Origin of the sequence: Cohnella sp. OV330, assembly GCF_900112065.1 — a bacterium.
Classification (GTDB): Bacteria; Bacillota; Bacilli; order Paenibacillales; family Paenibacillaceae; genus Cohnella.
The window spans coordinates 22,704-36,440 of sequence record NZ_FOKE01000007.1 but is presented as its reverse complement, the minus strand read 5'-3'; the positions used below and the strand labels follow the sequence as shown (position 1 = coordinate 36,440).

Genomic DNA, 13,737 nt, shown 5'->3' with positions numbered 1-13,737 from the left:
GTTTTTTCGAATGCCTGCGGTTACGAAGGCTCTCCGGACGCCTCGACTTTGTCGCAAAAAGCCCCCTCCGTCTGCAGGCCGGACAAATACAGCATGACCTCGGGCAAAAACCAGCGCCACTCCCGCTCCGTCAGGCCGAGCGCGTCGCCGAACCGAAACGTCGGAATGATCTCGCGGTACATGCCGAACCGGGATGGCCGGGATACTCCCTCTGCTGCACCGCCGATGCCGGACTCGTCTATGGACGCTCTCACCGCGGGCAGGCTGAGCGTATCGCGGCGGATGATCGTCTGCGCGGCCGGACCCGTCAAGTACTCGGCGAGCAGCCGCGCCTCCGCCGCCCGGGGCGAATGCCTGTTCACGCCGAGGCCGATGGCGATGACCAGCGTTACCGGATCCGCCAGCCGGGGGAGCGGGGCGATATCGTATGCGATGTTGGCCTGACGGAGCGCGTTCAGGCCGTAATACGTCGTCAGCATCATCGACAGCTTGCCCTGCGCGAACAGCTCCTCGACGCGAAACCCGGCATCCCGCTCGGAAATGAGCGGCGCCATCCGGTCCATGACGATCTCCTTGTAGCGGCGGATGCCCGCAAGCATCCGCGTATCATGCATGCGAAGCCGGCCGGCGGCGTCCCGCTCGGCCTTCGCGCCGTTCTGCAGCAGAAATACGGCGAGACGGTTGCGCTGGGTGGCCGAAAAATGAAAGCCGGCCCGCTCCTGGGGCACCGTGAGCCGATCCGCGGCGCCGAGCAGCTCGTCCCAGCCCCAGCTGCTATCCGGTTCCCACATCTCCCGTTCGCGGAAGTGCTCCCGGTTGTAGCACAGGATCGTCGGACTGAACGTAAAGGGTCTCGCGAGCAGCGCGCCGCCGGACGTCATCGCGCCGGTCAAAAACGGATAGCAGTCCGGATCCCCTTCGAGCGGCAGCAGCCCGTCAGCGTCTCCCGTTTCACCGAATGCCCGCAGTTCGGCATCGTTCAGCGTCAGCGCGTCGATCAGCCCGTGCGCCAGGTACGGCTTCAGCACTTCCGGGTCGTGGCCGGGCAGCGTGACGTCCTGCACCCGGATATGCGGATACAGGGCTTCGAAGCCGGCCAGAAGCGCCTTCAGGGCCGACTCCTGCATCGTCGATCCGTGATGTCCGAGCTTGACGACGACGCGTTCCGGTTCGCTCCGCTGCGAGACGACGCTGCCGATCCGCGGCTTCTTCTCGATCAATCCCTCCGCCGCCAGCTCGGCCAACACGTCCCGCACGATTTTATTGCTAAGCGCAAACCGGTCCGACAGGTCCTTCTCCGAAGGCAGGAACTCTCCCGGCCTACGGACGCCTTCGAGGATGTCCTGCCTCAAGCGGCTCTTCATCTCTTCCTGGCGGATCCGGAACGTTTTGCGGCTCTGCTTCGTTTTCATCGCTATCTCCCTGCCGCTTCTCAAGAAATAAAAAGGATTCGCGTACCCGCGGGCGAGTCGGAATCCGATGTTCTTCTTATCTTAGTAGCGCGCTTCGCGCAGTGTCAATACGACCGCTAGGCCAGCCTGAACAGCTGGGATACGTCGACCTCTCCCTGGAGCGGCGTGCCTGCCGCGTATCGCTCGACCTCGCTCGCGATATAGGCGCCGATCCGGCGCAGACCGTTGTTCTCGGCGCCGGCGATATGCGGGAGCAGCGTGACGTTAGGCAGCGAGCGAAACGGATGGTCGGCCGCCGGCGGCTCGGGGTCCGTGACGTCGATGCATGCCCACAGCCGTCCTTTGCGCAGTTCCGCCGCCAGCGCTTCCTCGTCGACGAGCGAGCCGCGCGCCGTATTGATGAGGATCGCATCGTCCTTCATCAGGCCGATCGTGCGCGCGTTCATCATACGCTCCGTCTCCGGAATCGACGGCGCATGGATCGAGACGACGTCCGAGCCGGTCAGCAGCGCGTCCAGCTCGACCTTCTCCGCGCCCATGCCGGCGATGTCGGCTTCGCTCACGAACGGATCGTAGACGAGCACCCGGACCTCGAACGCCTGAAGCAGCTTGATCAGGTGGCGGCCTGACAGCCCGGCGCCGATGACGCCGACGGTCACCTCGTACAGCTCGCGCACGCGCTCGCGCTGCTTGTCCCACTCGCCTTCACGCGTATTGCGGGCCAACTGCCACATGTTCTTCAGCGATACGATCGCAAGTCCCAGCGCCGTCTCGGCCACGCCGCGGGCCAGCGCTTCGTTCGCCGTTCCGAGGCGGACGCCTCGCGCGGGAAGCTCGGGGCTCAGGATCGGCTTGACCGTGCCGGCTGCGTGCAGGGCGATCCCGAGCTTCGGGCAGCGGTCGAGGATCCGCGCATCCAGCGGCGGACAGCCCCACGACGTGATGATGACGTCCGCGCCCTCGGCCAGCTCGGCCGCGCGCTCCGGCGTCGGGTTGCCAACGGTGTCGTTGACCACCAGCTCGCCGAGCTGACGGATTCGCGCCAGATGCGCTTCGGTAAAGATACGGTCCGTAAAATGACGGCTTTGCAGCATGACGATTTTCAGCGGGTTCATCGATCATTCTCCTTCTTTCTTCAGCCAGCCGTCCAAGAAGCGGTAAGCCAGCAAGCGGATCTCTTCGGGAAAATCGTGCTTGCCCTCGCCGAGATAGAACCTGAAGCGGTCCTCATGGCCGAGCAGGCCGTACAGCTTCGCTTGCTCTCCCATCCCTTCGGCGACCGAACGCCAATGCGGGAAGATGGCGTCCTGCTGGCCCGCGTAGTTAAAAAACGGCGCGGGCGCGCACAGCGCGGCGATCTCGTGAAAGTCGAAGGGAATCCGGTCCTCCCGCAGATCGGCGCTCACCTTCGGGATATGCGTGTAGGGATACGTCCGGTAGCCCCAGTGGTCCGGATGCGGGTCGCCCGCGAAAGGGCTGAAGCCGCAGCTCGATACGACGGCACGGACACGATCGTCCAGACCGGCCAAAAAATAAGCATTGTAGCCTCCGAACGAATGGCCGATCGCGCCGATCGCGCGGCGGTCGACGAACGCCAGCGACGCGAGGACGTCGATGGCCTGCATATGGTCGGTCGCGTTCTTGGCGACGGTCGACCACTGCGGATATGCCTCGTAAAACGCAGTGCTGTCGAAAGCCTGATAGCCGGGATAAATCCGCTCGCCCGCCGTGAGCGCGTCCGGCGCGAGCACGACGTATCCGCGAAGGACCAGCTCGGCGGCATAGCCGCGGTTCGGCCTGCCCGGCACGATGGCGATGTCGTCCTTGCCGCTCTCGTGCGTCGGATGGAGCGCCAGGACGGCCGGGTAGCCGGACGACGGACGGGAGCCGTCCCCCGCCGCAGCCGGCACGAGCAGATAAGCCGGGACCGTATCGCCGTATGCCGTATCGTATTCGACGCGATGACGGGTATAACCCGACTCCTCCGTCGCGGACAAATAACGCAGGCTCGCCGGCGGCCGCTCCGGCAGCGTCCCGATATATTCCAGCCACGTCCGGCGAATCCCCGCGCGTTTTTCCATCCATTGCACCTTGTCGGCGATGCCGGCCAGCAACGGCGGGATGCCGTTTTTGTTTACTTGCGATAATGTGTAGGCCATGGTACTTGCTCCTCTCCGGCCATTTTTATCCATCCAGCGTGTCGCGATGCCTTATTTTTAGCGATTATTGACTTATATCTAAATTACAATACAGAAATTATATCCTGATATCATGGAAGGGTCAATGATTTTGTGAGTTAGATATAAGTCAATCAAACCTCCTTTAACGTCGCTCGAACCAATCCACCAGCGTCTCGTAATAGATTTGATGCCCGTAATCGTTCGGATGGTTGATATGGTTCAGCAACAAGCAATTCGGCGTTTTGCCGGCCGCAAGCTCCCGCTGCCAGGCCGCGTACACGTCCGCGACGCCGACCTCGCATTCGGCGCTCAAGCGGCGAACGGCATCCGCGTACTCGCCGCTTCTGCCGCTCGCGTGCTTCCAAGCCGGATGGGGCGAGCAAGGGGTGACGAGCACGATCTCGCAGTCCGGGATCTCGCGCAGGCACGCGATCATGTCGCGCAGATGTTTGGCATAAGCATCCGGTTCGACTTCGAGACCCGTGTCGTACAGGTTCTGGTCGTTCATTCCGTAAGCGATCGATACGAGCGCCGGACGAAGGGCGGCGACGTCCTCCCGGATTCGCTTCCATCCGCCCTCGCTCGTCTCTCCGCCGACCGATCTGTTGATAAGGCGAACGCCGCCGCCCATGGCACGTTCATTGACATATTGAAGGAAGCGGTTAAAATACATATATTTCTCGTCGCTCGCGTCGCCGCCCGCGCTGATGCTGTCTCCGAACACGACATAGACCGCGTCCCCGCCTTTTTTCCCGTTTCCAAGCCTGCGTCGGGGCCTGTTGTCGCGCGCATGAGCTGTGGCCCAGGTCTCGCCGTCGTCCGTCCCGGCGATCCGATAGTCGGCGTACACGGTATAAGCGCGGTTGCTGCAATCGATATTCGTATGATCGAAGCGGACCGCGCCGTGCAGCGGGTGCAGCGCTCCGTCCGGAATCCTGCTGCGCTTCGTTCGGCGGATCGTTCCTCGTTCGTAGTCGACCAGATAGTCGGCGCCCTCCTCGAACGCAACTGCGCCGGGACAGCTCGCGTCCGCTTGGCTTCTAAGCGTCGGCGGCTCGGCGCGGTCCGGGGGATAACGGAAAGGCATGGCCGCCTCGCCGACGAATACGAAAGCCTCGTTCTGCTGTCTGCCGTATGGCCGCTTCATCGCGATCCTTCTCCTTCTATCGTAAAATGGTAGTCTCCCGAAGCGACCTCGATCGCCCAACCGCCAGGTACGCGATCGCAGCTGCTCACGCCGGGAATGCCTCCGGCGAACCGGCCATCCTGCCATAGCGGCGAGCCCGATTCGCGAACCTGCGGCGCGGCGCCAGAAGCAATCGGCAGTACGACCATCCCGCGCATCGCCGCCGGCAGGCTGATCTTCATTTCGTATCCGTCCGCCGCCGCACCCGGCATCCGTTCCCATCTTGCGACGACAGTCCCGCGGACGGTAGATACCGCCGCCTCGGCGTACGCGAGACCGGCAGGCATATACGGCTCGATTCGAACCTCGTCGAACCCGGGGGCCGCTATTCGGATGCCGGCGATGTACTCCTGCAGCAGACGGGCCGGATAGCCGTTCCATGCATGACAGTGGGACTCGATATCGTCCCAGCCTTCCCACAGCGTCGTCGCGCCGTGCTTGATCATATAGCCCCAGCCCGGATAATCCTCCCTCGCGATCAGGGCATAAGCGGCTTCGGGCGCGCCTTGCTCGAACAGCGCGCGCAGCAGGGGGAGCGACAGCACCGTGCGCGCTTCCCAATCGGCGTCCGCGACCCGGCGCAACAGCGAGGCGCGGTCTTCCTCAGGCACGAGTCCGTACAGCAGCGCGAGGCCGTTGACGCCCTGATGCGATTGACCGGAGCCGAGACCGCTTCTAAAGCTCTTGCGCTCCGGATCGTACAGCTTGGCGACGATCGCACGCTTCAAACGTTCCGCGCGATGCGCATAAGCGCTCCGCTCTTCCGGCAGTCCCAGGATGCCTGCCGTATCCGCCACGATGCAGGCCGCGCGATACAGCTTCATATTTTGCACCGCCAGAAACGCGGCTTCCTGGTCCACCGTCGGGTACGGCCAGTCGCTGATATGCCAGCCCCGGTCCAGGGGCGCCAGCCCGGCGCCCGGGTCGACGATGCCCAGATAATAGTCTGTCACTCGCTTCGCGGCGCCGTAATGACGCGCGAGCAGCCGCTCGTCTCCGACGGTCTCGTACACATGCCGAAGCAGCGTGCAAAAATGCAGGTCCCACTCGGGAATACGCAGATCGAAGTCCGGATGCTCGGCGTTGGACGGCGCGACGAAGGGAAAAGTCCCGTCCGCGTATTGTGCGTCCGCAAAGTCCGACAGCGTCTTCTCCAGCAGATGCCGCGCGTCGAAGTTGTACAGGAGCAGCTCGGATTGCAGGTCAGCGTCCGCCAGATACTGCGCCTGCTCCCGGTGAGGGCAGTCCGCGAGCTGGCCGAGGGCGTTGTTTTTCTGCGTCTGCACGCTCGCCTCGTACAGCCGGTTCAAACGCTCGTCGGCGCAGTGAAAACGACCCTTGTGCGCCAAATCCGTATGCGCCGAGACGATCCATATATTCGTGCCTGGCACGAGACGCTCGGGATAACCCGTCACCTCGACGTACCGGAACGCCTTGTAGGAGAAATCGGGCTCCCAACGCTCGGTCCCGTCTCCCCGCATCGTGTACTGATCGTAATAATACTCGGACTGTTCGTTGCATACCCGATGAAGAACGGCGCCATTCTCGTCCAGCGCCTCCGCGTACCGCATGCGTACGGTCGTCCCGCGAGCGCCCTGCAGGACGATGCGCGGCCACCCGGATACGATCTTGCCGGCGTCGAAAACCTGTCGTACCGCGAATGGGGCAGCTGGAGCCTCCGGTCGGTTGACGGCGGTATCTCCCCCGTCAGTCTCCGGAACATGCGCGGGCGCGATCAGCTCCTCGACCGCCCCCTCGGGGATCGTCTGCCAGACCATCGGCCATACGTCCGCGCCGATCTCAGCCGGCGCAGCCAGCCTGCTCGCTTCCGGCCGGTATCCGGGTTGCATCCATGCGGGGTGGTGCTTGCGTGCGTCATAATCCTCGATCGCCGAGAGACGCCGATTCTGCTGATAAGGCGTGCCGATCGCATGGGGGATATCGACCAGCGTCTCCCAGCTGTCGTCGGTGCTCCACGTCTCGCTGACCCCGTCTTCATAGCGAGCCGTCAATTGCAGGCGGAAGCCGGGCTTCCCGTTGACGTAGTTCTGTCCGCTGCCGCCCAGGTAATGGGCGACCGCGGCGATCGTAGCCGCTCCCGCCTTCAGGAGAGAGGTCACGTCGTAGGCGAGGTAATACTTGCGCTTGGCCGGGTCCGTCGGCGCGGGAGACCCCCAGCCGCCGATCCGGCACCCGCCCACGTACGCGCGGACGGCATGGTGGGCGGAGACGAACAGCTTGGCGTAAGCCACGGGCCCGCGGACGCGAATATCCTTGCGAAAATAAGCGAAGTCGTTCGTCCGTATACCCGCGTCATGCCAGATCCAGGCCGCCCGCCAGTCGCCGGCGTAGAGGCCGGTGTCGAAAAACGAAGGTGGGGAGACGACAGCGCGTCCGTCGGCGTCCCATGCCTCGACGCTCCACCAATATCGCCGCGCGCCGGATAGACTTGGCCCGCCATAGTCGAGTTGGAGATGCCGCCCTCGGACGATCCCGCTGTCCCACACGTCTGCCGCGCTCGATTCGAGCGCCGCTTGGGCTGACGCGACGCGCAGGCGGAAGGCGGCGTGTATCGCGCCTCTCGCCTGGCTATGCAAGCGCCACGAGAACCGGGGCTTGTCGACGTCGATCCCGAGCGGCTCCTTGATTCCCTCCACGCGCAGTTCTCCGATCGCAAATGCGATATGTCCGGTCTTATTCATATAAGCAACCTTTCCCGCTCTGACAAGCGCCTTCTTGAACTTCCCGCCGCAATAAAAGCTTGCCGCACTCGCCAATCGCGAGGCGGCAAGCTTAGCTTCCCGCGGCTGCCGAAGCAGCCGTCAGGCGCCCGAAGGCATCTGGTACATCGTCACGTAATCGAACTTCAACCGGCTCGTGTACCTGCTGCTGACGAATCGGATCTCGCTGACCGAGCCGACCGCCGAACTCAGCATCGGCAACCCATCGATCCGGTAAATCCCGGTCGCGCGGTCGAGCGTGCCCGGCGCGTCCACGGTACCCGCGTACGCCTTCAGAGAGTCGGATTGCATCTCGATCGCATACGTCTTGGCGTCCATATCAAGCTCGTATCGCAGCGTAAGCCATTCGTCGTGAGGCAGCGGAAACCCGTAGGACTTGGGGATAATGCCGTAGCTGTCCACGCCGTTCACCCGCTTTGTATACCCGAACAGTCCCTCGGACAATCCGGAGAATCGCGCGATCTCCGTCGAACCGCCCATCAGTCTGAGCGAGAAGGCGCCGAAGGGATGCGAGAGCTCCTCGAACCTGAACCTCGTCTCTACCGCTACCTTGCCGCCGATCGCGGACGTCGAGCGCCTGACGAACGGCGTCTCCGCGTATTCGTTGGCCGCATCGTAGTAGCTGTCGTCGATCTGCAACGCCTTTCCTCCGCCGGACAAGGCGACCGCCTGAACGCCGGTGCCGCCCGTCGCCGAGACCGTCCAGCCGCCGCCGGTAGATACCGTACCCGTCGTCCAGCCGTCGAACGACTCGTAGAATTCGCCGCCGGTATTGGCCGCGGGCAGCGTCACCGTCAGCTCGGGACCGTCCGCGGATACGTTGCCGCTCGCGTCCTCCGCCTTCAGCTTGAACGTATAGGTGCCGCCCGGCGAGAGCCCGGTCGCGTCGTACGCGATGCCCGCCGCCGACGCCGTCTGGACGAAGGCCCCGCCCGGCGTGTCCTTGCGGTACACGCGGTAGGCAGAGATCGTTCCCGAGTTGTCGGTTGCCGCGTCCCAGGACAGACGTACCGTGTCGGCGAACGCATGCCCTGCTCGAAGCGCCGCTCCGGCGGCCCAGCCCGGCGCGACGGTATCGGGTATCGTAATCTGAATCGGCGCGCTCTCCTTCGACCGCTGCCCGTTCGTATGGACGGAACGGACCGTAACCGCGTACGTCTCTCCGACCGTCAGCCCCGTCAAGGTCGCGGAGAGCGTCCCTCCCGGCACCGCCGCCTTCTGAACGCCGTTCAGATAGACCCTGTACTCCCGGACGGCGGCCGCGTCGGCCGGAGCGGTCCATTCGACCGCGGTCGCCGCGGACGTCTGCGAGCCGACATGCACGTCAGTCGGCACGAGCCCGAAGGACGTGTCCTCGTACATCGTCAGATAATCATACTGCAGGATGCCCGTATATAGTCCGCTCCGCATCGCGATTCCCGTGACGGACGATACGTTCGCCGCCGCGTTCAGGAAGGGCAGGCCCTCTACCCGGAACGTGCCGGTCGCCGCATCGAACTTGCCTGTCGCCAGCTTGCCCGCGAAGCTCTTGAAGCCGTCCGATTGAACCGACAAGGCATAGGTCTTGGTATCGGTGTCGAGCTCCGCGCGCACCTTGATCCACGCGTCGTGCGGCAGCGGTACGAAGCCCCCGCCTTTGAGCAGCGGGATCCGCACGTAGCCGCTCATGCCGTTCGTCTGCTTCATGTAGCCGAACGCGCCGTCGGAGAAGGCGTTGAACCGGGCCACCTCGACGTTGGCGTCGCCGAGCAGACTGAAATAGAAGGTGCCGATCGGAGTCGACTGCTCGTTGAACCTGAAGCGCGTCTCCGCGACGACCTGTCCGCCGAGCGGCGAGGAGACGGATCGCTTCGTGTACGGCGTTTCCGCATACGGGTTGGCCGGATCGTTGTAGTTGTCCGTCGACTGCAGCGCCTTGCCGCCCTCCGGCAGCTCGGCCAACTCGACCAGCGTGCCGCTGGCCGTCGTAAAGGTCCAGTTCGGATGCGCCGACTGGACCGCCGTCCCTGTCGTCCAGGCATCGAACGTCTCGTAAAAATCGCCGCCCGAGCCGGCCGGCGCCGGTATCGTCACCGTCACCTCCGGGCCGGTCGCCGAGACGTTGTGCGAGACATCCTCGGCCTCTACTTTGAAGCTGTAGCTAGAGCTCGGCGTCAAGTCTAATAGGTCGTACACCGTCCCCGCCACGCTAGCCGTCGCCGCATAAGCGCCGCCCGGATTGTTTTTGCGGTACAGCCTGTAGGCCGCGATCTTGCCCGAATTGTCCATCGCTGCGTCCCACTCGATTCGGGCCGTCCCGCCATCGAACGTGCGGACCCGGATGGCGCCGTCGGTATCGGCCCAATACGGCGCCGTCGTATCGGCCGTCGTAAAGCTCGCCGCCGCGCTGGCCGGCGAACGATTGCCGCTCGCGTCCATGGCTCTCACGGTGAGCGCGTACGTCCGGGAGACCGCGAGACCGGAGATCGTACCGGACGTCGCCGTGCCGGGGACGGTCGCTCTAAGGACGCCGTCGGCGTACAGCGCGTAACTCTCGACTGCCGTATCGTCCGTAGACGCGTTCCAGGATAGCGTTGCCGCCGTATCGGTCGACGAGACGACCTGGACGTCGCCCGGCGTCGTCGGCGGCTGTTCGTCCGCGCTCGGCTTCATCAAGCCGATCCAATCCAGGTTCATGGCGCCTCCTGCATGCCACAGCCTCACGGTGGTCAGGCCTGCGGGGAGCGTCGTCTCCGTCTTGACCCGCAGACCCCGCCAGGAGGCGGCCTCCCTGCCGAAGTCTTGCGGGTACGTCGTCGGCGCTTCGAACGTATAGAAGCTGTCGCCGATCATGGCCTGGCGCGTCGTCTTGCCGTCCGGCGGCGCAGACCAGCCGCCGACATACTTGAACACCAGGTCATAGGTACCCGCAACGGGGACATCGAGCTTCCATTCGATCCATTGTCCTTCCTGATCCCAGCTGCCGACGCCGGCGCCGCCGGACAGGAACGGACGCGTCGTATACTTCGCGATGCCGGTATCCGCCTTGGCGAACGTCTCCGCCTCCTTCCACGCGATCGGCAGCGTATCCCGCTTCGCCTCGGGATCGGACCAGAAATCAGCCGGCAGCGGCGTTCCTCCCGAATGCTTGACTAGCTTCAGCGTACCGCCCGCGCCCCGCTTGATGACAGTCGCATCCTCCCCGAGATACAAGTACTTCGGCACGCCGTATTTCTCGAACGTGAATCCGTCCGGCGCTTCGACGATTTCGTAGAGTCCCTTGGCATTGCCAAGACTGCCGCGGCCGACAGGCACGCCCTCCGTGTCGCCGTAAGCGGCCAGCGTCACGGAGCCCGGCACGCCGTCGATCTCCGTCGCCAGCGCCATCGGCGCCAGCTCGCCCGGCATCGGCGCTTCGTTCAGCTTGAACGCCCGCTGTCCCTTCTCCACGGTCACGGTCGCGACGCCGCCCGAGGCGGTCCAGTGCACGCCTCGCAGTCCGACGGCCGCGTCGACCGAACCACCTGCGGGAATGTCGTCCCCGCTCTCGAAGTCCCGCAGGCGGGCGATATTCGCCCCGCGAAGCGTCACCGCCGTATCGCTCGGCCCCGACACGGACAGCTGGTCGCCGCCGAAGACGATCGTCGCGCGCTGGGCGCTCTCGATGACCGCGATGCCGTCCTTCACCGCCTTCGTCCCGTCGACGAGCAGTACCGTATCGCCCTTGACGGCCATGGCGGTCCCGTCGAATCGTATGTCTCCCGCGTCCACCTCGCCGCCGGCGCCGAGACGCACGTAGACGACCGTGCCGTCCGCGTACGAGAGCTTTTCGTACGTTCCCTCATTCTCGGCGACGACGCCGGACGGCGCGCCGTCCGAAGCGTAGGCTTCCATCGTCGCGACGATGGTCGCGGCGTTCGCCTGCGGCGTGACGAAGGCCGCATGGAGCTGTTCTTCGCCTGCGTACGGCGCGTCCGGCTTCCACTCGTCGCCCGCCGCGTCCAGGTAACGATCTTCGACCGCGGCCGTCACGCCGGCGGGTGCCTGGATGCGCACCTTCAGCGCGGCACGGCCGTTCACGACCGTCGCGCCGGCCTCGTCGGCGTCGAGGTTCAGCTCGTCCTCGGCATGCAGCCGCCATTCGTAGGCATGCGTCCCGGCGCCGGCCGCCTTCAGCCGGTCTATGACGACGAATTGATCCGGCCGCACGTAGATGATCGTACGGTTCGCCGTATCGAGCGCGCCCCCGTACGCGGCGGCGGCCTCGCCGACCGTCGCGTCGAAGTAGGGATGCGTGACGAACCCGTCGATCCGGCCGTCCGCGTCGATGCTGCCGTCGGTTTGTCCGGTCTTGTCGTCGAACGTGATCGCGTTGTAGGCGAACGTGTTTTTAAAGTAATGGTCGAAATGGTCGTTGCCGTAAGTCGTGTAATAACCCGACTCGATCGCCAGCGTCTCGCCGAACGCGTTCAGCGCGAAGCCGTTCTGGTTGGCATGGGAATGGTTGAACGTCCCGTACGGGCTGGACCTGAAATAAAGAGAGACCCGGTCCGGATCGTACAGGCTCGAATGCATGGCGACATAACCGACGTCGCGGAACCACTTGCCGTTCGGCAGATCCGTCGGCAGCCGCTCGGGAACGCTGTCGTCGCCGTAAAAATAATTCGGAAGCTCCGGACGCGTCGGCGTTCCTATCGCGTTGGCCGCCCATTGCGAGCGGGCGTCGCCGTATATCTGCGCAAAGCGCTTGTACGCGGCCACGCTCGGCGGGCCGGGCGCGAATTGGGATTCGTCGCCGAACACGCCTCTCGGACTTCCGCCTGGGTACATGTACAGCGGATACAGCGGCTCGTTTCTCGAGTACGCTTTGTCGTACAGGCTGAAGCCGGTCGAGCTCAGCAGAATGTCCGCAAACTCCTTGTTGGCGAAGTTCGACCACCGCCAGTACCCCGTGCCCTGCGACCAGCCTCCGTCTTCGCCGCCCCAAGGCGGAAGCAAATTGATATAGGCCGGGACGACCTTGCGGTACCAGTCCTCCGCCTCGTCGACGTCGTTCAGCAGCGCCGTCGCGATGATGCCGAGATAGCCGAGCAGCGTCCAGCCGTGCGAATCGTACGGGTTTTTCTCGATCGGATACGAGGCGAACGCGCTCACGATCCGTTCGGCCCTCGCCGTGACCATATCCTGCACCTGCTCCCGCTCGGCGGGCGAGAGCAAGCCGTACAGCCAATCGTAGGCCATTGCGGAATTGTAGGCGATATAACGATGGACCTGGTCGAAGTTTTCGTAGCTCGTACTCCCGTTCGGATCCCAGGAGGCGAGATCCAGGAGACGCGCCTTCGCGTAAGCGCCGGTCTGCGCGTCTCCGGTCACGAGATAGACGAAGGCCGCGTCCATCATGACGTTTACAGCGCCGTCGGACTGATCCCGAAGCTTTCTTTGGGCTGCGACATAGGCGGGGGAGAACGGATCGCTGCCCGGAATGCCCTCGAAGACCGGTTCGACCAGGCTGCACTTGGAGGGATCGGTCGCGCACTTGTTCATATTCGCCGTCGCCGCGGCAAGCCGGGCCTCGTACACTGTCTTGCCTACGGACAGCCTAAGGTCCCGGAAATCCTGCAGCGTCGCCGCGTTCGTCCAGATCCGCGGGTGCGACGTGCCGACGTTCGCGATCAGCGTATCGACGGAGGGCACGACGAAAGGCACGTTGTCCTCCTCGATCCGGAACCTTCGAATCGCGCTCCAATCCGACCAGCCGCCGGATGACGTATGGTACTTGACGCGCCAATACCAGGTACCGGCATCGAACGTATGGGAAAAGTTATAGTAATTTCGGACGATCGCGGCGTCTTCGTATACGACGCTGGCGACCGAAGCGCTCCTGCTTACCTGCAGATGATACGTATCCGCGCCGCCGATGAACGGCCAATGGAAGTCGGGCGGATTCTGGCTCGTCACGAGCCCGTCCGCGGGCGCGTATGGCATCACGTAGCCGGATCCGTCAGGCCAGTTCCCCGCGGCCGACGCCGAGCGGGGGGAGGCGAACGAACCGATGCCGAACAGTTCGAACAGCATAACGAAAGCGAGTCCCAATGCCAGCCGTCCTCTTGCCTGCCAGCCCGTCATGAATCATCAGCTCCATTATCGATCGATTTTTACTGCAGCTTGCCGCCATGCGCCGTACGGTTGCGCCCCCTGCGCGACGCCGCCGGCGCCATCGCCGGCTCCCGCCTCTGCCC

Annotated in this window: 6 protein-coding genes; all 6 read right to left on the bottom strand. The window is 64.2% G+C overall.

The window, feature by feature from the left end:
• Positions 1-20 precede the first annotated feature (20 nt).
• Complete coding sequence (locus tag BM235_RS17330) at positions 21-1,412, bottom strand: extracellular solute-binding protein (RefSeq protein WP_090115492.1); 1,392 nt, start codon at positions 1,410-1,412, stop codon at positions 21-23.
• Between the two features lie 116 nt (positions 1,413-1,528).
• Positions 1,529-2,527, bottom strand: a complete 999-nt coding sequence (locus BM235_RS17325) for a hydroxyacid dehydrogenase (RefSeq protein ID WP_090115491.1) — start codon at positions 2,525-2,527, stop codon at positions 1,529-1,531.
• Positions 2,528-2,530: 3 nt separating this feature from the next.
• Entirely contained in the window at positions 2,531-3,571 is a 1,041-nt protein-coding gene (locus BM235_RS17320; protein ID WP_090115490.1) for a dienelactone hydrolase family protein, read from the bottom strand.
• Positions 3,572-3,734: 163 nt separating this feature from the next.
• Positions 3,735-4,739 carry an SGNH/GDSL hydrolase family protein gene (locus BM235_RS17315; protein ID WP_158544044.1) on the bottom strand — a complete coding sequence of 335 codons (1,005 nt, stop codon included), beginning with the start codon at positions 4,737-4,739 and terminating at the stop codon, positions 3,735-3,737.
• Positions 4,736-7,480 carry an alpha-L-rhamnosidase gene (locus BM235_RS17310; protein WP_090115488.1) on the bottom strand — a complete coding sequence of 915 codons (2,745 nt, stop codon included), beginning with the start codon at positions 7,478-7,480 and terminating at the stop codon, positions 4,736-4,738. Before BM235_RS17310 ends, BM235_RS17315 begins: the two co-directional genes overlap by 4 nt.
• Positions 7,481-7,600: 120 nt before the next feature.
• The gene (locus tag BM235_RS17305) at positions 7,601-13,624 is read right to left on the bottom strand and encodes a DUF4962 domain-containing protein (RefSeq protein WP_090115487.1); all 6,024 of its coding nucleotides are present in this window, start codon (positions 13,622-13,624) and stop codon (positions 7,601-7,603) included.
• Between the last annotated feature and the right edge of the window lie 113 nt (positions 13,625-13,737).

Coding starts and splice junctions, on each gene's coding strand:
- BM235_RS17330 (WP_090115492.1), bottom strand. CDS start 1,412: ATGAAAACGAAGCAGAGCCGCAAAACGTTCCGGATCCGCCAGGAAGAG.
- BM235_RS17325 (WP_090115491.1), bottom strand. CDS start 2,527: ATGAACCCGCTGAAAATCGTCATGCTGCAAAGCCGTCATTTTACGGAC.
- BM235_RS17320 (WP_090115490.1), bottom strand. CDS start 3,571: ATGGCCTACACATTATCGCAAGTAAACAAAAACGGCATCCCGCCGTTG.
- BM235_RS17315 (WP_158544044.1), bottom strand. CDS start 4,739: ATGAAGCGGCCATACGGCAGACAGCAGAACGAGGCTTTCGTATTCGTC.
- BM235_RS17310 (WP_090115488.1), bottom strand. CDS start 7,480: ATGAATAAGACCGGACATATCGCATTTGCGATCGGAGAACTGCGCGTG.
- BM235_RS17305 (WP_090115487.1), bottom strand. CDS start 13,624: ATGACGGGCTGGCAGGCAAGAGGACGGCTGGCATTGGGACTCGCTTTC.